Source organism: Chelativorans multitrophicus (assembly GCF_011317445.1).
Taxonomy (GTDB): domain Bacteria; phylum Pseudomonadota; class Alphaproteobacteria; order Rhizobiales; family Rhizobiaceae; genus Chelativorans; species Chelativorans multitrophicus.
This window is the reverse complement of the sequence record NZ_JAAAPL010000001.1, coordinates 1409507-1431488: the sequence shown is the minus strand read 5'-3', so window position 1 is coordinate 1431488 and position 21982 is coordinate 1409507. Positions and strand designations below refer to the sequence as shown.

Sequence of the window (21982 nt, the reverse complement as noted above, 5' to 3'; positions counted from 1 at the left end):
GCACAGGGTTTTGCCTGCCTCCATTCTCGCTATCCATGGTCCTGTTGTTGAAGGTGGGCGGCGGTGCGCGGTGTGGAGTGGGAGGAGTATCGCCTATGTGAAAAGTCGTGGTGCCGTCGGGAAGATAAGTTACACTCAGCGATGCGCTATTAACCGATGGGAACATAGTCAATTCCTTGAAATAAGTGGTGTCAGGCGACGAACAGATCTCGTCTCATGCTCTATTGCGCTGGAGCTCCTGGAGAGCTGCGCTTTTGACAGCATGCGCAATCACGCCGGAGTAGACGTGGTCGGAATAGGCCAGCCCTCTTGAGCCGCGCAAAAGTCCTTTATCCCTGTTCCTCTCGCTCTGAACGAAGCGCAGGATTTCGCCGACAGCTGCGTCGCCGCCGGCATATTCAGCCGGATCGAAGCGATCGAACTTGTAAATCCTGTCGATGGCGACGCGAATTGTGTTTCTGGCATCCTCACTTGCGCAAAAACGGCTGATCAGACCTTTCAGGAAGGTTTTCTCATCGGCATCGGACAAGGTATTTCCGCCAAGCTGGCGTGTTGCTTGTGTCATGGCGGATCGCTTGGCGAGGGGGCGTAGGAGCGCTCGGTAATCCGCATCATAGGTTTCGGCGATCTTCTGCTGAAGCAGTAACCGCGCGGCTTGCCGACGCGTATTGTCGTGATGGCTCACACCTGCCAGCTCGCCGGCTAGCGCCTTGTAATCCGCCGTGAATTCAGCAAAGGGACGATCACCCCTGGCTGTATCCAGAGCAAAGGAGCCAAGAAGCAAAGCGAGCAGCGGAAATGTGGCCGGACTGCGGGCCGAATCTCCTCCCTGGACCGCATTCCTGATATTGAGTGCAAAGAAGCCTGCCTGCGCCCCGATTTCGTGCACGAAATCAAGAGCCGTGTGCAATCCGAGGTCGATCAGCCCTTCATCGCGTGCAAGGCAGGTAAAAGGGTGGGTTTCTGGTGTAAAGCGCGTCTGCTTGAGATGGGCCCACTCGCGGCCGTCTTGTATGATCTCGGGCAGGTTCGCCATCATCAGCGCGTTACCTGCTGCTGCCGCGATGGCAGACGCACGGTCCAAACCAATGGCGGCGGTGGTCGGATTGACCGCCATGGCCGCAATGGCGCAGATCGAAAGAGCTGGAAGAACGGCATCTTGATAGCGCCCCTCGCGAACAGCTCCCACGATGACCGGCAGGTTCTTTCCGATAGTCGGCATGAGCATCAATGTGGCCGTCAGCGCCGCTGCCGCGATATTGGATCTGTTCAGCGCTGTATTCGATCCGATCACGTCGAAGAAATAGGTGTTGATGGCACCAATAGCATCGTCGATCGCCAGGTCGCGGCCGCCGAGCACCGAGCAATAGTTTCTGGCGAGCGTCTTCACCCAGTCCTTCAGGCCGTCGCCGGTTTCCTTCGTTTGCGCATGCTCGACCAGCAGCGCGTTGACGACCGGCAAAAGCGTCTTGGCAATTTCCATTTGCGCGGGGGTGTTTTCCGCCAACATCAATGCGTGGGAAATTTGCGTAAGATCTCGGATCGACGGCGCACGTTGGGCCTCCGCGGCCTCGATATCGGGATAGCGCGTAATGGCAAGGCGGTCTCCGCACAGTTCCATTTGGAGGCCGATCTTCCGAAGGAACATATTGACCATGGGCTCAGACAGGCCAGCGGCATGGGAATGACTGCCGCGTGCAACCGCATCCCTGATCTGAGGGAGATTCTCCTGGCTTTCTGATCGTCCAGCCCGGAGGGCCCTGGCGGCGGGCCGAGGAGGCAAGCTGCTGGATCGACGTAGCATCTGTCCCGGTACGACCGATTGAAGCCGTGCGCTTGGCGAATGAGAAAGGATCTGCAGGGGGATAGCCGTACTTGCTGGTTCCATGGATGACTCGAAGTTGGTTTATTGTGCAACCGTCGAGCGGTAACGCCGTGCGCGCAGATAGCGGCATGGAAAAATGGAATACCGTGAATGGAAAGCCGAAGGCGGCACCCAGGGGATGCCGCCCTCTTCATGTCAGACCGGCGAGGTGTTCCAGCTAACCTATCCGATCAGATGGACACGACGCAGGTGCGCGAAACCACCGCGTAGGAGATGACCTCCATCTCGTCCGAGATCAACTGCGCCAACTCATCCTTTTGCTCATCCGGTAGCTCCGAAGCGAGTACAAATTCTCTGAGTGTTTCGAAGGCTTGGGCAAGATCAGAATTGTTCTTGAATCGCTTGGTTGCCTTGAACGCTTCTTCATAGGAAAAGGAAAAAACGTCGGGTATAAGGCTCATATAACGCGGAAACTTTCCGAACTCGTCGTCGATGAGGTTGGGCCCGCTGCTCAAGGCGTGCATTCCCGGTCCCCTCTTATATGTAAAAACGGTTGTCGAAGACGTTTTCGATATCGCGTCCGAGGATTTTCCCTCTCATGCGGTTTCCATGCGAAATCGAGATACCAAGCGGTATGAAAATCTTGGAGTATGCAAACGAGCAGCAGCAAAAGCGGATATCGTTGTCATCAATCTCCATGAGATTCTTCGGAACGATGGCCGGCACTCCTGCTTTGCGGCAGAAGTTCTTCAGGAGTGTGCTGCAATTCACCTCGGTGAAAGCATTTGCGTTGTTCTGGGCCGCTTTGAGGTTGCCGTAGGCGCGCTCCAGGGCCAAAGGACATATGTCGGAATAGATAAGGGTATCCGCCGGCACATCCTCCCACGTGATTTCCCGCAGATCTGTATTGAAATGACGATTGGTCTCGGGGACGATAAAGACCATTTCCACGTTTCCGATTGTAAAATACTCGCTGTTCTTGGGACGGATATCGCCGTCGATCAGCGCCATGCAATCTTCGCGGTTCTCTATCGCCGTGATGATTTCCCGCCAGCCAGCGCAATGGATGCAAAGCTGGGTGTCGGCCCGATGCGGAATCAGGTTTCGGAGCCATAGCGCCGATACCGAAGCGACATACGGGCTTTGAATGAGGATCTTCTGCACGCGGCGTTGCAGCTTGCTCGAGCAGATGCTCTCCAATGCGCGCTCGTAAACGGCAAGCGTGCGGACGAAGGTGTCGTAGACCTCCTTGCCCCGGGCATTGAGGATGGCGCGCCGTGTCTTGCCTGAACGCTCGAAGAGCGGTTCTCCCACGGTTTCCTCGATTTCATCGATAATGTTGACTGCAGCCGGCTGTGAGATATGAGCGCGCCGAGCACCGTCGGTAAAGCTGCCTTCGTCCACAGCGCAGGTGAAAACCCACATTTTTCTTATGCTGATATTTCGCATACAAAACCCATAAAAAGAAAATACAAAAAACTATGCTTTTCGTGACACCGGCCCGTAAAATCCTCATAAACAAGGCGGAATGACGTTATCGCCTCCGAGGTCACCAAAGGAAAACGCTATACACATTATGTTTACCAATTTCAACGCTGTGGGCCGGGGCCGGGTAGGCGGGTGTTTAGAGCCTCGCGCCGACAAAATGGGCAATCTGTGCGCCCGCCTCATAGTAGGACTCGCGCAATGGACGAAACCGCTGCTCCCGCGGGTCGGTCAATGGCAGCGGCAGGTCCTTCTCGCCGATCCCGCCCGTGATCAGGCGGGCGAGATATTGCCCAAAGACGGTGCCCGGCGCGATGCCCCGGCCATTATAGCCGCTGAACCCTATTACATTTCGGTCCAGGCGATGGAATCGGGGCGTGGCATCGACGGTCATGCCGATTTTGCCGTACCAGGCGCTTTCGAAGGTGATTTCGTCCAGGAACGGGAAGAGCTTGCGCAGCGAGCGCTTTGCCCAGGCGGCATGAACGGCCGCTCCCGTCCCGCGCAATGCACCGACGCTGCCGAAGATCAGCCGGCCCTGCAGGTCCCGGCGCAGCGAACTCAGGATCTCCTTCGTATCCCAGATTCCCTCCCGTCCGGGCAGGATTCGCTGAAGGGCTCCTTCGGGAAGCGGCGGCGTGGCAAAATTGAAATAGGGCAGGTGAATGAGCTCGGCACGTATCTCCGGCCAGGGGGCCGTCGTGTAGGCATTGGTTGCCACAATGATCCAGTCGGCCCGCACGCTTCCGTGGTGCGTGCGTAGCCGCCAGCCGCTGGTCTCGCGCTCGGCGCCGGCCACGGGAGACTGGGTAAAGACCTTCGCGCCCGCCTGGATCGCCGCTCGGGCGAGACCCCGGACATAGGCGAGCGGCTGGATCGTTCCCGCGCGCTCGTCAAGCAGCGATCCCATATAGGCGCTGGTTCCTACGCGGGCTGCGGTCTCATCGCTCCCCAGGAGCCGCACCGGGGCGCCCCGAGCTTGCCATTGGCGCGCTCGGTCTTCCAGCTCCCGCAGGCCTCTGCGGTCCGCCGCGCAGTGCAGGGTTCCGGCCTGTTCAGCTTCACAATCGATGTCATGATTGCGGATGAGATCAAAAACCACACGCGGCCCGTCGCTCAGGGCATTTAGCAGCCTCTCCCCATAGTCTCTGCCCAGGATGGCAGGAACCTCGTCCGGCATGATCCATAGGCCAGCATTGACGAGGCCGACATTGCGGCCGGAGCCGCCGAAGCCGATCTCGGCGCCTTCGAGCACCACTACCGAAACACCTGCTCGTGCAAGATGCAGGGCGGCGGAAAGTCCGGTGAAGCCCGCTCCGACCACTGCCACGTCGGCGCGTTTTTCGCCCGAAAGATGTTCGGTCAGCGGCGCGGGTGGTGCCGTCTTCTCCCACAGCCCATGCGAGAGGGGATCTATTGTGGTCAAGCGAGCCCCTTCTTCTCCATCATAGCATCGGGGCTCGGCAATCGCCCGCGGAAGGTCTTGTAAAGCTCCTCGGGATCCGCTGAACCGCCTGCGGAATAGATGTAGCGGCGCAGCTTTTCGGCAGTGCCCTGATCGAAAGGATCGCCGGCTTCCTCGAAGGCGCGGAAGGCGTCCGCGTCCAGCACCTCCGACCAGAGATAGGAATAGTAGCCCGCCGAATAGCCTTCGCCCGAGAACACATGGAGAAAATGCGGCGTGGCATGCCGCATGGGAACTGCCGCGGGCTTCGCAAGCTTCTCAAGCACCTCGGCTTCAAAGGCGAGAGGGTCTTCGGGAGCATCGGGGCGTGCGTGATAGGCCATGTCGACCAGTGCGGAGGCCGTGAATTCAACCGTGGCGAAACCGGCGTTGAAATTGCGCGCCGCGCGCATTTTCTCCAGCAGCTCCGCCGGTATGGATTCGCCGGTCTCGACATGGCGCGCGTGCTTCGAGAGCACTTGGGGCGTGCTGAACCAGTGTTCAAAGAGCTGCGATGGAAGCTCGACGAAATCCCGCGCAACCGAGGTGCCGGCGATCGAGGGCCAGGTGACGTCGGAGAGGAGGCCGTGCAGCGCATGGCCGAACTCGTGGAAGAGCGTGCGCGCGTCGTCGACCGAAAGAAGCGCCGGCTTGCCTTTTGGCGGCTTGGCGAAATTCATGATGTTATAGATGATGGGGCTCTCGCCGTGGCCTAGCTTGTAACCAGACTGCAACCCGCTCATCCACGCGCCGGAGCGCTTTGATGGCCGGTTGAAGTAATCGGCCAGGAACACGCCGCGCTCGCTGCCGTCCCGATTTTTGACTGTGAAGACACGAACATCCTCATGCCAGGCCGGAACGCTCTTCTGTTCCTCGAAGGTGAGGCCAAACAGGCGGTGAGCCACGTCGAAGGCAGCCGCGATGACATTTTCCAGCGCCAGATAGGGTTCAAGCGCGCCCTCGTCGAAGGTAAAGCGTTCAGCCCTGAGCTTCTCGGCATAGTAGCGCCAGTCCCACGCGGCGATTGGGTGATTGTAGCCTTCGGCGGCGGCGAGGCGCTGTAGCTCCTTCTCGTCGGCCGCGGCTTTTTCCCGCGCCTTTTCCCAAACAGGCTCGAGCAGCGTCATCACGGCGTCGGGCGTCTTCGCCATGGTGTCGTCGAGCTTGTAGGCGGCATAGTTCTCATAGCCGAGAAGGCGTGCCTTCTCGGCGCGCAGCTTCAATGTCTTCTGAACGATCCCGGCATTGTTTGCCTCTCCGTCATTGGCGCCCCGACGAGTGAAGGCTTCCAGCACCGCTTCGCGCAGGTCGCGGCGCGAAGAGAAAGAAAGGAAGGGTTCCGCAATCGAGCGGGAGAGCGTGACGGCGTAGCGTCCGGGCTGTCCACGCGATTGCGCCGCCTCGGCCATTGCGCTCCTAAGCGAGGACGGCAGACCCGCCAGATCGGTCTCTTCCAGGAAGAGCGCCCACTTGCTTTCGTCGGCGAGCACATTCTGGCCGAACCGCGCTCCGAGCTCTGCCAGTTCCTCATTGATCTTCGCTAGCCGTGCCTTGCCCTCGGCATCAAGCTTGGCGCCACCACGCACGAAATGCTTCCAGGTCTTTTCCAGAACGCGCGCGGTCTCCTTGTCCAGCCCGAGGGTGGTTCGCGCGCCATAGAGCGTGTCGATGCGCCTGAAGAGCGCCTCGTTCATAAAGAGACGCGAATAATGCCGGGCCATGCGCGGCGAGATTTCGCGTTCCAGCTTCTGGATAACCTCATTGGTATGAGCACCCGCCCGGCACCAGAAGATGGCCGACACGCGCGACAGCGGGTCGCCGGAAAGCTCAAGCGCGGCAAGCGTGTTCTCGACAGTCGGCGCCTCGCCGCTATCCGCAATGGCCGCGATCTCCGCTTCATGCGCGGCAAAGGCAGATTCGAAAACCGGCGCGAAAGCGGATTCCTCGATGCCATCAAATTCCGGGAGCCCCAACGGGCCGTTCCAGGCAGTGAGCGGATGTGTGGAAAGATCGATGGAAGCCATGGAACCTCGCGGGCAGGAAGATCTCTATTCCGATGTAAGCCCGGCCGCCTCGGCGCGCAACCACTCCTCCTCAGGGGCGCGCGCGCTCTCCTCGTCACCGCTGGTACTGCGCGGCTTCGTCCCTTGGCCAGGCATATTCGAGAGGCGCTTTCGGTAAATTTCCAACGCTGCGGACTGAAATTGTTTTCATTCGATTGACTTAATCATTCGATTAATTTAAGTTCGGAAAGATCATTCATAGAGGTGTTGACCCATGTCCGATGGAAAGCGCGCCGCACAGACGCAGGAAAAGCCGGCCAGACCAGCGGGTCCGCGCGAAAGGCTGCTCGAAGCTGCAGTCCACGTCTTCGGCCGCTATGGCTTCGACGGCGCGTCGACGCGGATGCTCGCCGACGCGGCCGGCGTGAACCTTCAGGCTATTCCCTATTATTTCGGCGGCAAGGAAGGGCTCTACATCGCCGTTGCCGAGCATATCGGCACTCTCATCTCCGCCCATATCGCCGGGCTGCGCGAGACGGTGCGCGGGCGCCTGGAAGAAGCGGATCGGGAAGGCCCCCCGATCCAGAAAACAGAAGCGCAGGCGCTTCTTACGAGCATCCTGCAAACCATGGCGGCGCTCTTCGTCAGCGACGAATCCGAGCCCTGGGCACGCTTCCTCATTCGCGAGCAAATGGAGCCCACGGAAGCGTTCCAGCGTGTCTATGGCGGTGTCATGAGGCCCATGCTCGAAGTGGCCGGCCGGCTTGTCGCCATTCTGCTTGACGAAGATCCCGCCGCGAACAACGTCAAGCTGCGGACCTTCGGACTGCTCGGCGGCGTGATGGCCTTCCGTGTGGCGCGTGCCGCCGTCCTGGCCCAGCTTGGGTGGGCAGGATTCGGCGAGGTGGAAACCAGGCAAGTGCAGCGCCTGGCCGCCGATCTCGTGGCCTCACTTAATAAGGAGTCGCGCCATGACGCGTAAGCTGCCTCGCATTATCGCCCTTCTGGTGATTGTCGCGGGCGGCGCCGCAGCGGCTTGGTGGTACGACCTGCCTGCCCGTTTCGGCTGGACACATGCGGAGGAACCCGGGCTCACCCTCTACGGCAACGTCGATATCCGTCAGGTGCAACTCGGCTTCCGTGTTGGCGGCCGTGTCTCGGAAATGCTGGTAGACGAGGGCGACCGCGTTGAGACTGGGCAATTGTTGGCTCGTCTCGATGACCGGACCTATGCGGATGCCGTGCGCGCCGCCGAAGCGCAGGTTGCAAGCCAGCAGGCCAATCTCGCCAAGCTTGAGGCCGGCCCGCGGCAGGCAGAGATCGCGCAGGCGCGGGCGACGCTCGCCGAGCAGACCTACAATCTGACCAATGCCGAGCAGGCTCTGGAGCGGGCGCGCCAGCTCAGGCCCGGTGGCGCCATCTCGCAGGCGGCGCTCGACCAGGCTCAGTCGGCCCGGGACATGGCATCGGCACGCGTGGACGCCGCGCAGGAAGCACTCCGCCTTCTCGAAGAAGGCACGCGCAAGGAAGATATCGCGGCGGCGAAGGCAAGCCTGCAGGCGGCTGAAGCCAATCTCGCCTCTGCCAAGACCTCGCTCGGTGATACCGAGCTTCGCGCGTCCGCCGCCGGCGTGATCCTGTCGCGGGTGCGCGAGCCCGGTGCAATCCTCTCGCCGGGAGATGCCGCCTATGTCCTCTCGCTCGACCGCCCGGTCTGGGTCAGGACCTATGTCGAGGAGCCGGATCTCGGCCGCATTCATCCCGGCTTGGCCGTCGAGGTCGTCACCGATAGCGCGCCGGAAAGACCCTATCGCGGTCAGATCGGCTTTATCTCACCTGTGGCGGAGTTCACGCCGAAATCGGTCGAGACGCCAGAGCTTCGGACCGATCTCGTCTACCGCCTGCGCGTAATCGTGGAGGAGCCCGATCTCGGTCTGCGTCAGGGCATGCCCGTGACCGTGCGCCTGCTTGAACACGCCGGCACCATGACCTCGGCAACCGATTGAGGATAAGCCCATGGGCGAGGAATTCGTCCGCCTTTCCGATGTTACCAAGCGGTTCGGGAGCGCACCCCCCGCTCTCGACGCGGTGTCCGGCTCGATCCGCGGCGGTGAGATCACCGGCCTGATCGGGCCGGACGGCGCCGGCAAGACGACACTCATCCGGCTCATGACCGGCCTGATCCTGCCGGACAGCGGCGTGATCGAGGTGCTGGGCTTCGATACGCAGAAAAATCCCGCGGGCATCCAGGCTTCGATCGGCTACATGCCGCAACGCTTCGGCCTCTATGAGGATCTTTCCGTGCAGGAGAATCTCGATCTCTATGCCGACCTGCGCGGCCTGCCGCTGGCGGAACGCCCAGCCGTCTTCGACGAGCTGTTGACCTTCACCGACCTTAAGCGCTTCACCGGCCGCCTTGCCGGCAAGCTTTCCGGCGGCATGAAGCAGAAGCTCGGCCTCGCCTGCGCGCTCCTCAAAAAACCCCGCCTCCTGCTTCTCGACGAGCCGGGCGTCGGTGTCGACCCGATCTCGCGCCGTGACCTCTGGACCATGGTCGAGGACCTGACCAGGGAGGGCATCGGCGTGCTCTGGTCCACAGCCTATCTTGACGAAGCCGAAGCCTGCGACCGCGTTCTCCTCCTCAATGAAGGAAAACTCCTCTTCACCGGCACGCCTTCCGGCCTCACTGGTCGGGTGGACGGCCGCGTTTTCAAGCTTGGGGGCATCGAGGGCCGGCGGCGGCCGATCCTCACCAAAGTGCTTGACCAGAAAGGCGTCGTGGACGGCGTGATCCAGGGCGAGGCGATCCGGCTGGTGCTCGACGCGCCGGAGCCACAGGGGTGGAAGGCTACGGACGTCGCCGGGCGGGCCGCTGCGCTGAGCCCCGCCGCGCCGCGCTTTGAGGATGCCTTCGTGGATATGCTCGGCGGGGGACCGGGCGGAGAGTCCAAGCTCGCCGATGCCGCCATTCCCCGTGACCAGAACGAAGGCCGCGCCGTGATCGAGGCGCGCGGCCTCACCAAGCGCTTCGGCGACTTCACGGCGGCGAGCGACATCACCTTCTCAATCCCGCGCGGGCAGATTTTCGGCCTCCTCGGCCCCAATGGCGCGGGGAAATCGACCACGTTCAAAATGCTCTGCGGGCTTTTGAAGCCCACCGAGGGCGAGGGCCGCGTCGCCGGCTTCGACCTGCGCCACGACACGGCGGAAGCACGCAACCGGCTCGGCTATATGGCGCAGAAATTCTCGCTCTATGGCGACCTCAGCGTCGCCCAGAACCTCGCCTTCTTCGCCGGCGTCTATGGCCTCAGCGGCGCGCGCAAGCGCGAGCGCATTACGCTTATGACCGACATCTTCGATTTCAGATCCATCCTCGGCATGTCCGCAAAAGACTTGCCGCTGGGTTTGAAGCAGCGGCTCGCGCTCGCCTGTGCCGTGCTGCATGAGCCCGAAGCCCTTTTCCTCGATGAGCCGACCTCCGGTGTCGATCCCATAACCCGGCGCGAGTTTTGGACCCACATCAACGGCCTGGTCGAGAAGGGCGTCACTGTCCTCGTCACCACCCACTTCATGGACGAGGCGGAATATTGCGATCGTATTTCGCTCATCTATCGCGGCCGCTCCATCGCGCTCGGCTCCCCGGACGAATTGAAGGCGAGCGTCGCGGGCAAGGACATCCCCGACCCGACGATGGAGGACGCCTTCATCGCGCTGGTGCAGAACTCCGATCTGGCGGAGACCGCATGAGCACGGAAGCGCCACCAACCGGGCGGGCGCGCCGCTTCGCCGCCCTCGTGCGCAAGGAGAGCCTGCAGGTGATCCGCGATCCGAGTAGTATCCTGATCGCATTCGTGCTGCCGCTCATCCTCCTCGTCATCTTCGGCTATGGCGTTTCGCTCGATGCCACCCGCACGCGCATCGGCCTGGTGATCGAGGATGCCACTCCCATCGCCCAGGATCTCGCCGCCAGCTTCCAGGCCTCGCGCTATTTCGAGGTGGCGGTGGGGCGCGACCGGCGCGACTTCGAGGAAGACCTGATCCTTGGCCGCGTGCGCGGTATCGTCGTGATCCCGGCGAGTTTCGCCGATGTGGGCGCCGCTGGGGGCTCACCGCAAATCCAGGTGAATGTCGACGGATCTGACCCGAACACGGCCAATTTCGTGCAGAACTATGCGCAGGGCGTGGTGGGCACATGGATGGCGCAGCGCGCGGCGGAAATGGCCATGCGGCCGCCGCCGATCTCGGTCGAGCAGCGCTTCTGGTTCAACCCGGAGCTTGCCAGCCGCAATTTCCTCGTGCCCGGCTCCATCGCGATCGTCATGACGCTGGTCGGCACGCTTCTTACCTCCCTCGTCGTCGCCCGTGAATGGGAGCGGGGCACTATGGAGGCGATGATGGCGACACCCGTCGCGGCGGCAGAACTGCTGGCGGGGAAGATCTTACCCTATTTCATTCTCGGCCTTGTCTCCATGTCGCTCTGCGTGCTGATCGCCGTCTTCGTCTTCGGAGTGCCGTTCCGCGGTTCGGTGCTGGCGCTCTATGCGCTTTCGGCAAGCTTCCTCATGCCAGCGCTCGGGCAGGGCCTTCTCATCTCGGCCGCGACCAAGAACCAGTTCCTCGCCTCGCAGCTCGCGCTGCTCTCCGCCTTCCTGCCCGCCTTCCTGCTCTCGGGCTTCCTGTTCGAGATCAGTTCAATGCCGTGGATCATCCGCATGATCACCACCATCGTGCCCGCGCGCTACCTGATCCCAAGCCTTCAGAGCGTATTCGTCGCAGGCGACATCTGGCCCATGTTCTTGCGTTCGATTGCTGTGATGCTCACCATCGGCGCGGTGCTTTTCATTCTCGCCGCCCGCAGCACCCGCAAGAGGATCGCGTGACATGTGGTGGACGCGGCTCAAAGCACTCATCATCAAGGAATTGCTGGCGATCCTGCGCGATCCGCGCGGGCGGCTGATCCTCATCGGCCCGCCGATACTGCAACTCGTCATCTTCTCCTACGCCGCGACGCTCGAAGTGAAGAATATCGACGTACTCGTGCTCAACCAGGATTCCGGCGCCTGGAGCCAGGAACTCGTCAACCGCATCGCCGGCGCGCCCACTTTCCGCAGTATCGAGAGGGTTGGAAGCCCGGACGCGCTGCGCGCCCGCATCGACGCGCAGCAGGCGATCGCAGCCATCCATATCGGCCCGACCTTCTCGCGCGATATTGCCGCCGGCCGGCCTGCCGACCTGCAGATCATCCTGGACGGGCGGCGCTCCAACGCCGCCCAGATCGTCGCGGGCTATCTCAACCAGATCGTAAACCAGCTTTCCGCCGAAATAGGCGCCGGAGCGCGCGGCGCCGGACAGGCCGTCACCGTGGTGCCACGCAACTGGTTCAACCAGAATCTCATCTTCCAATGGTTCATGGTGCCCAATCTGGTCGCCGCCATCGCGCTTCTCATAGGCCTGGTGGTCACCGCGCTTTCCATTGCGCGCGAGCGCGAGCTCGGCACTTTCGACCAGCTCATGGTCTCGCCGCTCAGGACGCATGAGATCCTGATCGGCAAGGTGATTCCGCCCATGATCATCGGCACCTTCCACATGACGATCTACATCCTGGCGGCTGTGTTCATCTTCGGCGTGCCGCTTCGGGGCTCGCTCCTTATGCTCTATGGCAGCAGCATCTTTTACCTGCTCTCGGTGGTGGGCGTCGGCCTCTTCATCTCCGCCCTTTCGATGACGCAGCAGCAGGCGATCCTCGGCGCCTTCCTCTTCATGGTGCCGGCAATGCTCCTCTCCGGCTTCGCCACGCCGATTGAGAACATGCCGGACTGGCTGCAGCCAATCACCTATGCCAGTCCGCTGCGCTATTTCCTCGTCATCGTGCGGGGCGTGTTCTTGAAGGACTTGCCTTTCAACGAAGCGATGAACAACACGATCCCGCTCGCCATCATCGCCTTTCTCACGCTCGCGGCTGCGGCATGGCTCTTCCGACGCAGAATGGAGTGAAGATGAAATCACTCCGGCAGTGAGATTCCGTAGATCTCCGCGAGTTGCCCAATCATGAGATCGGCCGCGATCACGCCACCCGCCGTGTTCCAGATGGCATCATCCACCGCCATCGCCTTTCCGGCCTTCACCACTTCCAGGTTCTGCCAAAGCGGCTCCTTGGTCCACTCTGCGGCCAGGGTCTCGGCACTGCCGTCGCCGGTCTCGTAGACGAAGTAGAACAGGCGGTCGCCCTCCATTTCCGGAATGCGCTCCTTCGTCACCTCGTCGGCGAATGTATCCTTGTCCTGGTTGGCGGGCCGCGCGAAACCGATTTCGGATAGGATAAGGCCGGGGAAGGTGTCCTTGTAGTAGATGCGTGTACGGCCGGGCATGAAGCGCACGAGCGAGATCTTCTCCTGCTTGCGGTGGCCGAGCGCCTCGCTCAACGCCGCCACGCGGGAATTGTAGCGGTCGAGCACGGCTTTACCCTCCGTCTCCTTGCCTACGGCTTTGGTATAGAGCGCGAAATTGATCTTCCAGTCACCGCGCAGCCGCTCCGCGAACACCGTGGGCGCGATGGCCGAAAGCTGCTCATAGATCTTCTCCTGGCGCGTTTTGTTGCCGATGATGAGATCGGGCTGGAGCGCGGCAATGAGTTCGAGATTAACGGCCGATTCCTCGCCGACGACTTCGACGCCTTCCATCCGATCGGCGATATGCGCATACCACGGATCGCCCAGCCAGGAGCGGACAGCGCCGACGGGCTTGATGTCCACCGCCAGCAGAGCCTCGGTTCCCTCATTGGTGAGCACCACCACGCGCTGCGGATGATCCGGAACCTCGGTCGTGCCCATCGAATGCGTGATCTCCGCGGCTTGAAGGGCAGCCGAAGCAGCAAAAAGGAGCGGCAGGGCCAGGAGGGAGGAGAGCAGCCGGCGACGGTTCATGGGGCACCTAACTTGACAAGCATGGTCAGAATTTGGGAGAGCAAGAGCAGAAGCAAACTTGACTGTCAACATCACCTTTGAGCAGATCCGCCCACATTGTTTTGACCGCAGCCGAAAGCCGGCTGCCGCTGATCTATGCGGGTCTGGCGCTTTTGCTGGCCTTTGCGGTGCTTGGCAGCCTGATGCTGGGCTACACAATCTACATGCCCGGTGAGCTTTGGAATGCCCTCGCGAGCTCCGGAACGAGCGAAGCGGATACGGTGATCCGTGAATACCGCCTGCCGCGCGCGATGATGGCGCCTTTGGTCGGGGCGGCGCTCGGCGTGGCGGGGGTCATGGTACAGACACTTTCGCGCAACCGCATTGCCTCGCCGGATACGCTGGGGCTCAACGCCGGCGCTTCGCTGGCTGTCGTGGCCGCGAGCGTAGGACTTGGCATCTCCTCGCTCGCAGTGCTTTCGCTCGTTGCGGCGGCGGGCGCCTTTTTAACGAGCATTCTCGTCTTTGCCTTGGCCGCCACGGCTGGCGGGCTGTCGCCGCTGCGCATCGTGCTGGTGGGGGTGACATTCGCGGCGCTCATGAACGCCATGGTCGAGGTGATCCTGACCGTCAACGAGGCCGAACTGCAGCAACTGCTGTTCTGGCTTTCCGGCGCTTTTGTCGACCGGCCATTGAGCCTAGTGGCGCGCAACATTCCATTGTTGGCGTTGGGAGGTGTAATGGCGGCTATGCTTGCCCGTCCGCTCGACGCATTGCAGACGGACGATGCCACCGCCCAAAGCCTTGGCGCGCCGATTCGCGTGATCCGTATCGCCAGCTTCGTTGCCGTCGCGCTCCTTACTGGGGCTTCCGTGGCCATGGCCGGCCCTGTCGGCTTTGTCGGCCTCGTCGTGCCGCATGCAGCCCGCGCGCTGGTCGGTGCCCGACATGGTGAAAAGCTGGTGGCCGCGGCGCTGATCGGCGCGGTCTATACGACTGCGGCCGATATTCTGGCCCGCTTCGTGATCTATCCCACTGAAGCGCCGGTAGGCGCGATTACGGCCGTTGTGGGCGCCGGCCTTCTTCTCGTTCTCCTGCGCCGGCGGGCCGCATGATGGGCGAGGCGGCGAAGCTTTCCCGCAGCGGGCCCGCGCTTGGCGGCATCGCACGCGATCGTGCGCGGGCGGTCACGGTCCTCTTGATCCTCCTCATCGTTACACTTCTGGTGGTGCTTGCCAGCACGGCCTTCGGCTCCACCTGGGTGCCGCTGGAAAAAATCGTCGCGGTTCTTACCGGAGGCGGGGAGCGCACGGAACGGCTGATCGTTCTGCAACTGCGGCTGCCGCGCGTGCTGCTTGCCGCGCTCGCTGGCGGCGCTATGGCAGTGGCCGGCTTCCTGCTTCAGAAGGTGACGCGCAACGACCTTGCCTCGCCAAGCGTGCTTGGGGTGGTTGATGGAGCCGCCCTCGGCGTCGTCATCTTCCTTGCTCTGCTCTCCGATGAGAGCAATGCGCTGATAGTCAGCATCGCCTGGCAGCCCCTCGCGGCGGTGCTCGGGGCCTGTGCGGCCGTGGCGCTGGTTTTCGCCTTGAGCGGGCGGCAAGCCTCCTCGGCGGTGCGGCTCCTGCTCTTCGGCATCGCTGCCGCCGCGGCGGCCAAGTCCGTCATCATGGTACTGCTGCTGACGGGGCCGATCTATCGCACGACGCAGGCGACCCGCTGGATCGCCGGCGCCGTCAACGAAACCAATTGGGGCGAGGTGCAGATGACCGCGGAGCTTCTCCTGCCGGTGCTCCTTCTGGCGCTTCTCGCCGCGAGACGTCTGCCGCCGAGCGATTTGGACGACGTTTCCGCCCAGTCGGTGGGGCTCAACCTTCCCGTCTTTCGCCTGGCGGTCTTCGCGCTCGCCGCTGCGCTAACCTCCGTCTCGGTGGCCTTTGCGGGCGGGGTGAGCTTTATCGGTCTTCTTGCACCGCATATTGCGCGGCTTCTGATAGGCCGTTCTGCCGTCGCGGGGATGCTTGCGAGCGCTCTTTGCGGCGCGGTGATCCTGATGGGGGCGGACCTCGTCGTGCGGGTGCTCTTTGCCCCAACCGAAGTTCCGGCAGGCGCCATCACGGCGGTGATCGGCGCTCCCTATTTCCTCTATCTTCTTTTGCGGAAGGACCGCCTCAATGGATAAGGCGCTCAGCGGATTAAAGGTCGACACGCTTTCGGTAGCCTATGGCGCGCATCTCGCCGTCGATGCCATTTCGCTTACCATCCCGAAGGGCAAGATCACGGTCCTCGCGGGGCCGAACGGCTGCGGGAAGTCGACGCTGCTGCGCGCGATTCGCAGGCTTCATGCGGCCAAGACGGGGCGGGTGCTCTTGGGTGAAACCGATATCGGAAAGATGAGGGAGAAGGAGATCGCGCGCGAGATCGGGCTTCTGGCGCAATCGCCTTCCGCGCCGGAGGACATGCGGGTGGAGGAGCTGGTGCGGCTCGGCCGATATCCGCATCAGGCAATGCTTCAGCCCTGGAGCAAGGATGATGCCGCTGCGGTGGAAGATGCCATGTTCGGCACCGGTGTCGGGCATTTGCGGGACCGGCGGCTGGGCTCGCTTTCTGGCGGGCAGCTTCAGCGTGCCTGGATCGCAATGGTGCTGGCGCAGCAGACCGACATCGTCTGCCTCGACGAGCCGGTGAATCATCTCGACATGGCGCACCAGATCGACTGCCTCGATCTCGTCAGCCGGTTGAACCGGGAGCATGGGCGAACGGTGGTGCTTGTGCTGCATGATCTAAACCTCGCCGCCCGCTATGCCGATCTTCTCGTTTTCATGAAGGATGGCGGAATTGTCAGTGCCGGCTCTCCCCACCAATTGATGACGGAGGAACAGATCGCTTCCGTTTTCGGCATCCAGTGTCGTGTGATTGAAGACCCTGTGCACGACCGCCCGCTCTGCATCCCCATGCGGAACTCCTCGCCTCGGTTCGAAGTGCAGGGCTGAGTAGCCAACTGAACCTGGATATCGACCTGACCCGATATACCGATGCCTGTGGCGCGCGAATATCCAGCTCGCCGGGCGAGGCTTGCCGCGATCGCTTCGGCGCATCTCCCTGATTCGGATTTTCAGGCGGGCAAGCCACTCGAGGGATTTAGGGGGCCATCGTAGGGCCTGACCGTCGGTTGCACTGGAATTCGGCTAGTTTCAAAGCAACTCCGCAGGGGATTCTGTGCACACCGTGCATTCAAGGAGCGGCTTATTTGTCTATGACCCGTAATGCCGGTGTAGCAATATGCTGTCGTTGCGCGTCATCTGGTGTTTACAGCGGAAAATGTGCGCGGATACCTCGATGATATTTTATTGAAGGTGGCTGAGGACGCTCGGCATCTGCATCGAGTTCGTGAGCGGCGAGGAGGCGAGTGCGTCCACCGCTGGCGCAGTAATGCTGCAAGTTCATGCACATGTGGTGCTCTATTCTGCGCGGTCCATCCGGTCTTCGATAGTACCCCGTCAGTGACGTCTTAGGTCAGTGTAACAGCGGCCGCCCTGTAGAGATTATCCACGCCGAAACTGTCTATCGCCGGACCTTTTCTCGCGGCGCTGCCGATGGTGTTCCCCTACATGCCGGGGACGCGGTGGATGGAACCCTATCGGCGATGGTTCAAGCGTTTTGATGTCCGGTTTTGAACCCCAACAGGGCTGCGGGTGGCCGACAGTTAGCCGTGCGATTTGCCTTTCCGGGCGCTAGGGCCTGATTTGAGGACTTTATGAAAACCACTGCATATTTGAAGCTAAGCGGATCGTTGATCGCCCTTACTGCTGCGGCAGTTTCACAAGCCCATGCTCAAGCGACCGGGTGGACGGGGGGCAGTTCCTACAACCAGGACATTACTGGAGCAGCGGTCACGGGCGATAACCTTTGGCATAATGCCTTGAACTGGTCCAATGGGTTACCGAACGCCGCGACCGATGTCAGCATCGGTCTGGCGACTATGCAGCTCTATTATAGGCGTTACGAATGCCAAGGTCCGGGTGGGGTCGGCGATGTCGATTGGTGCGTAGATGTTATCCAGGGACCGAGGCCTACCTCGTGGGACATCGTTCTGCTTAGCGGTACGGTGGGCAATGCGCAGAACCTTTACATCGGTTTATCCGGAGGCCGGGGCTTCCAGGGCAGTTCGGCAGGTCCGGGACATCTCATCAATCAGAGCGGCCTGGTCGTCGGCCTGAACATGACCGTGGGGGAGACCGGTACCGGTAGATATGACGCCATCGGCACCACCGCTGTCGGCGGCAACCTGGTGATCGGTGGCCAGGGGATCGGCACCTTCAACAACGATAACCTGTTGAACGTGGGGGGGCATCTGACGGTTGGCGGGTATGCTCAAGGCACCGTTACCAATACCAGCACGATAACGGTCGGCGGCAACATCACTGTGGGCCAGGACGCCCAAGGTACTCTCACCAACAGTGGGAACATCAGTGCTGGCGGAAATCTTACCGTCGGCGGTAATGATCAGGGTATTCTCACCAACACGAACGCCACGATAACGATCGGCGGCGACATTACCGTGGGCCAGGACGCCCAGGGTACGTTCACCACCAACGGGAACGTCAGCGCGGGAGGAAACTTTACGGTTGGTGGTAATGGGCAGGGTACTTTCACCAACACGAATGCCACGATAACGGTCGGCGGCGACATTACCGTGGGCCAGGACGCCCGGGGCACGTTCACCACCAACGGGAACGTCAGTGCGGGAGGGAACCTTACAGTTGGCGGTAGTGGCCAGGGTACTTTCACCAATACGAATGCAACGATATCGATCGGCGGCGACATTACCGTGGGCCAGGACGCCGAGGGCACGTTCACCACCAACGGGAACGTCAATGCCGGAGGGAACCTCACGGTTGGTGGTAATGGCCAGGGTACTTTCACCAATACGAATGCCACGATATCGATCGGCGGCGACATCAGTGTGGGCCAAGATGGCCAAGGTACCCTCACCAATACCGGCGGCACCGTTACGTCGGGCGGCGATATCACCATCGGCGTGCATGGCCAGGGGACGGCGACAAACACCGGGACGATGTCGTCGGTTGGAAACTTCATCGTCGGCTTCGAGGCGGAAGGCAATTTCACCAATACCAACACGGTTTCGGTGGGAGGCAACTTTACGGTTGGCGAATCCGGCCAGGGCACGGTCGACAACAACGGCGCTGCCACGATCACCGTCACCGGGAACACTGCCATCGGCGAGAATGCGGCGGGCATCGGAATCCTCAACCTGAACGACACCAGCCGCCTCACGACAGGGGGCTCGATGGCGGTGGGCGAACACGGAACCGGCACGCTTAACATTGCAACCGGGGCAAGGGCGGAGACCACCGGCAGGATCACGCTCGGCACCAGCGTTTCCGGCGTTGGCACGGTCATCAACAATGGCACCATGATCAATCATGAGCAAATGGTGGTGGGTGACATGGGACGGGGCCGGCTGCACACCGCTGCCGGCGCCACCACCACGACCACGGGCGATGTCACCGTCGGCGAGTCCGCGACGGGCATGGGCTTTGTGTCCGTCAGGGGGAGGATGGACAATGGGGGGCGGCTCGATATCGGCGACCACGGCGACGGTTACATGGTCGTCCACGACGGGGGCCGTGTCACAAATCGGGAAAGCGTGGTCGGCAGAGAGGGCGGCGGAAACGGCTATGTGCTTGTCTCCGACGCGACCAGCATTTGGGACAACGCCTATTCTCTGACGCTGGGCTCGGAAAGCGAGTCGATCGGCGTTCTCACGATCAACAATGACGGCGAGGTGCAAATCAGGCAGGGATACGGAACCCTGACCATAGCCGAGATGGAAGGTTCGACCGGTATTCTGAACATCGGCGGCCTTTATCCGCCTACCGGCCTTAGCTTCCCGATCGACACGCAGGTGGCAACATATGTTGCGGCCGCCCCACTGGGCCAGAATGTCAACAGCACTGCGCCGCTTGCGGCCGGCACACTCGACGCGGCCTTCGTGCAGTTCGGAAAGGGCGCGGGCAGCGTCAATTTCAATCATACCGAGACCGAGGCGAATGACTATCGCTTCAAGGCCGGCTTCATCGGCAACGGCCAGATCAATCACTATGGAAACTTCACCGTTCTCGACGGAGATTCCTCCCTCTTCACCGGCAACGCCCATGTCTTGGGCGGCATTATGGTGGTCAACAATGTCTTCGGCGGGCATGTCACGGTAGACCCGGCGGCAATTTTGCGCATTGGCCACCGCAATGGTGTGACCGGTGAGGTTCTGAACGACATCGTCAACAACGGCATCGTCCAGTTCTACCGCGCTGACACCTCCAGATATTCCGGCGTCATCAGCGGTGTCGGCGCCGTCGAACAGAATGGAACCGGCACGACGATCCTCACGGGCGAGAACACCTATACCGGCCAGACAAGGATCAATGCCGGCACGCTGCAGCTTGGTGACGGCGGCAAATCCGGTTCGATCGACCATACCTCCGGTGTTGTTGTGAACGCCAATGGAACGCTCGCCTTCAACCGGTCGGATATCAAGGTCTTTGACCGCACGATAACCGGGACCGGCACCATTGCGCAGATCGGCACCGGGCTTACGCGTCTGACGGCCGACAATTCGGGATTCACCGGCCAGACACGCATCGACGCCGGCACGCTATCGGTAAATGGGCGGCTCGGCGGCACGGTGGAGGTGAACGACACGGGCACGCTGGAGGGGCTGGGACAGGTCGGGACAACCACAGTTCACGAAGGCGGCACCATTGCGCCCGGCAATTCCACCGATCCCAATATGCAAAGGGTCGGCAGGCTCACCATCGAAGGCAATTTCACGCAGGAGGCGGGCTCGTTCCACGATACGGATGTGCTTTCGACGGGCCAATCCGACCTCTTGTACGTGACAGGCACCGCGGCGATCTCGAACGACTCCTATCTGAAGGTGTCCAAGATCGACCCGGCCCGCTACGAGCTGGAGCGGCGTTATACGGTGCTGACGGCTGAGGGCGGCGTCACCGGCGATTACATCCTCATCGGCGATACCTTCGTCTCCACCTTCTATCGGTTGGAGGACCATTACGATGCGAATAATGTCTACCTCGACGTAGCTCAGTACCGCCTGTTTCCGGAGGCGGGCAAAACGCCGAACCAGATCGCCGCCGCAACGGGCGCGCAGGATTTGAAGGCGGAGCGAGATATCAACGGATATCCGACAAATCCGCTGTTCAGGGCAATCGCCTATCTGCCGACCGACAAAAAGGCGCGCTATGCATTTGACCAGATCTCGGGAGAGATTTACGCATCGCTTCAAGGCGCGATGCTGGACGACAGCCATATGGTCCGCGACGTGATGGGAGATCGTATCCGCTCCGCCTTCGGCGATATGGGCGAAAAGATCGTCGGCTATACCCCGGGCATCGACATCAAGGACCCAACGCCGCAGCCGGTCTACGGCAACGATCAGGAAGGACCGGTCATTTGGGGGAGGGGCTTCGGTAACTGGGGCGAGATCGAAGGCGACGGCAACGCAGCAGAACTCAAGCGCGACGGCCGCGGTCTCTTCCTCGGCGCGGATATGCCGTTCCGGGATATGTTCCGTGTCGGTCTGCTCGCCGGATATGACCGGACCGACTATAAAGTGCCCGATCGCAACTCGAGCGCGGCAAGCAGCAATTACCATCTCGGTCTCTATGGGGGTGCGGAATGGTGGAGGCTCGCCCTTCAGCTCGGTGCGAGCTTTACTTGGCACAAGACCGAAGTCGCGCGTGAGATTGTGTTTCCGGGCTTCGCCGAAACCGCCTCTTCAGAGTTCGACGGAGGGACCGCGCAGCTTTATGCCGATCTCGGCTACAGGTTCCGCCCTGCCGGCCTGCCTTCCTTGCAACTCCAGCCATTCCTTGGTCTTGCCTACGCGAACAACAAGCAAGGCGGCTATGACGAGGCTGGCGGCTACGCCGCTTTGCACGGCGGTGCGGATCAAAGCCTGGGCACAGGCTATGGAACGCTTGGTCTGCGCGCGGCGCAGGATTTCGATCTTCTGGATATCCAGTGGACCGTTCACGGCTCGGCCGCTTGGCGGCGTGCCTTCAGCGATGCCGCACCAACCGCCACGCACCACTTCAACGGCAGCAGAGACTTCACGGTCTTTGGCACGCCGCAACCAATCGACACAGGTCTCTTCAAGCTGGGCGTCGACGCCAATCTAAGCGAACATTGGGCTATGGGCTTTTCCTATGCTGGCGAGTACAGCAGCAAGGTCGAGTTCCACAACCTTCGCGGTGATCTGAATTACAAATGGTAAGACCAT

At 61.5% G+C, this 21982-nt stretch carries 15 protein-coding genes; 9 read left to right on the top strand and 6 right to left on the bottom strand.

Annotated elements, in window-relative coordinates; translation table 11 throughout:
• Positions 1–214 precede the first annotated feature (214 nt).
• The 5 genes from GNP00_RS07025 to GNP00_RS07005 form a co-directional block, all read right to left on the bottom strand.
• Complete coding sequence (locus GNP00_RS07025) at positions 215–1621, bottom strand: hypothetical protein (protein ID WP_157037996.1); 1407 nt, start codon at positions 1619–1621, stop codon at positions 215–217.
• Positions 1622–2055: 434 nt separating this feature from the next.
• Positions 2056–2349 carry a hypothetical protein gene (locus GNP00_RS07020; protein ID WP_011579472.1) on the bottom strand — a complete coding sequence of 98 codons (294 nt, stop codon included), beginning with the start codon at positions 2347–2349 and terminating at the stop codon, positions 2056–2058.
• Positions 2350–2362: 13 nt separating this feature from the next.
• Positions 2363–3250: a LysR family transcriptional regulator gene (locus tag GNP00_RS07015; protein WP_041544361.1), complete on the bottom strand. Its 888-nt coding sequence runs from the start codon at positions 3248–3250 to the stop codon at positions 2363–2365.
• Between the two features lie 199 nt (positions 3251–3449).
• On the bottom strand, positions 3450–4736 hold the full coding sequence (locus GNP00_RS07010) for an NAD(P)/FAD-dependent oxidoreductase (RefSeq protein ID WP_011579474.1): 1287 nt from the start codon (positions 4734–4736) through the stop codon (positions 3450–3452).
• On the bottom strand, positions 4733–6778 hold the full coding sequence (locus GNP00_RS07005; RefSeq protein ID WP_011579475.1) for a M3 family metallopeptidase: 2046 nt from the start codon (positions 6776–6778) through the stop codon (positions 4733–4735). The genes GNP00_RS07010 and GNP00_RS07005 overlap by 4 nt, the downstream gene beginning before the upstream one ends.
• 253 nt (positions 6779–7031) lie before the next feature.
• On the opposite strand from GNP00_RS07005, the gene GNP00_RS07000 reads away from it, so the two are divergent.
• From GNP00_RS07000 to GNP00_RS06980, 5 genes are read left to right on the top strand one after another with little or no spacing between them, the layout of a single operon-like run.
• Entirely contained in the window at positions 7032–7739 is a 708-nt protein-coding gene (locus tag GNP00_RS07000; RefSeq protein WP_011579476.1) for a CerR family C-terminal domain-containing protein, read from the top strand.
• A complete protein-coding gene (gene hlyD, locus GNP00_RS06995) occupies positions 7729–8763 on the top strand; it encodes a secretion protein HlyD (protein ID WP_011579477.1) in 1035 nt (344 codons plus the stop codon). Before GNP00_RS07000 ends, hlyD begins: the two co-directional genes overlap by 11 nt.
• A gap of 10 nt (positions 8764–8773) precedes the next feature.
• Positions 8774–10504 (top strand): ATP-binding cassette domain-containing protein, encoded by a 1731-nt coding sequence (locus GNP00_RS06990; protein ID WP_011579478.1) that lies wholly within the window; start codon positions 8774–8776, stop codon positions 10502–10504.
• A complete protein-coding gene (locus GNP00_RS06985; RefSeq protein WP_011579479.1) occupies positions 10501–11637 on the top strand; it encodes an ABC transporter permease in 1137 nt (378 codons plus the stop codon). The genes GNP00_RS06990 and GNP00_RS06985 overlap by 4 nt, the downstream gene beginning before the upstream one ends.
• Before the next feature lies 1 nt (position 11638).
• Positions 11639–12751, top strand: coding sequence for an ABC transporter permease (locus GNP00_RS06980; protein WP_166015798.1), 1113 nt, complete (start codon positions 11639–11641; stop codon positions 12749–12751).
• Between the two features lie 8 nt (positions 12752–12759).
• On the opposite strand, the gene GNP00_RS06975 is transcribed toward GNP00_RS06980, so the two are convergent.
• A complete protein-coding gene (locus GNP00_RS06975; RefSeq protein ID WP_011579481.1) occupies positions 12760–13680 on the bottom strand; it encodes an ABC transporter substrate-binding protein in 921 nt (306 codons plus the stop codon).
• Positions 13681–13781: 101 nt separating this feature from the next.
• On the opposite strand from GNP00_RS06975, the gene GNP00_RS06970 reads away from it, so the two are divergent.
• The 4 genes from GNP00_RS06970 to GNP00_RS06955 all read left to right on the top strand — a co-directional run bounded on the left by GNP00_RS06970 (position 13782) and on the right by GNP00_RS06955 (position 21976).
• Complete coding sequence (locus GNP00_RS06970; RefSeq protein ID WP_246259424.1) at positions 13782–14774, top strand: FecCD family ABC transporter permease; 993 nt, start codon at positions 13782–13784, stop codon at positions 14772–14774.
• The gene (locus tag GNP00_RS06965; RefSeq protein WP_011579483.1) at positions 14771–15841 is read left to right on the top strand and encodes a FecCD family ABC transporter permease; all 1071 of its coding nucleotides are present in this window, start codon (positions 14771–14773) and stop codon (positions 15839–15841) included. Before GNP00_RS06970 ends, GNP00_RS06965 begins: the two co-directional genes overlap by 4 nt.
• The gene (locus GNP00_RS06960; protein ID WP_011579484.1) at positions 15834–16652 is read left to right on the top strand and encodes an ABC transporter ATP-binding protein; all 819 of its coding nucleotides are present in this window, start codon (positions 15834–15836) and stop codon (positions 16650–16652) included. Before GNP00_RS06965 ends, GNP00_RS06960 begins: the two co-directional genes overlap by 8 nt.
• Positions 16653–17416: 764 nt before the next feature.
• Positions 17417–21976: an autotransporter domain-containing protein gene (locus GNP00_RS06955; RefSeq protein WP_166015796.1), complete on the top strand. Its 4560-nt coding sequence runs from the start codon at positions 17417–17419 to the stop codon at positions 21974–21976.
• Positions 21977–21982 lie beyond the last annotated feature (6 nt).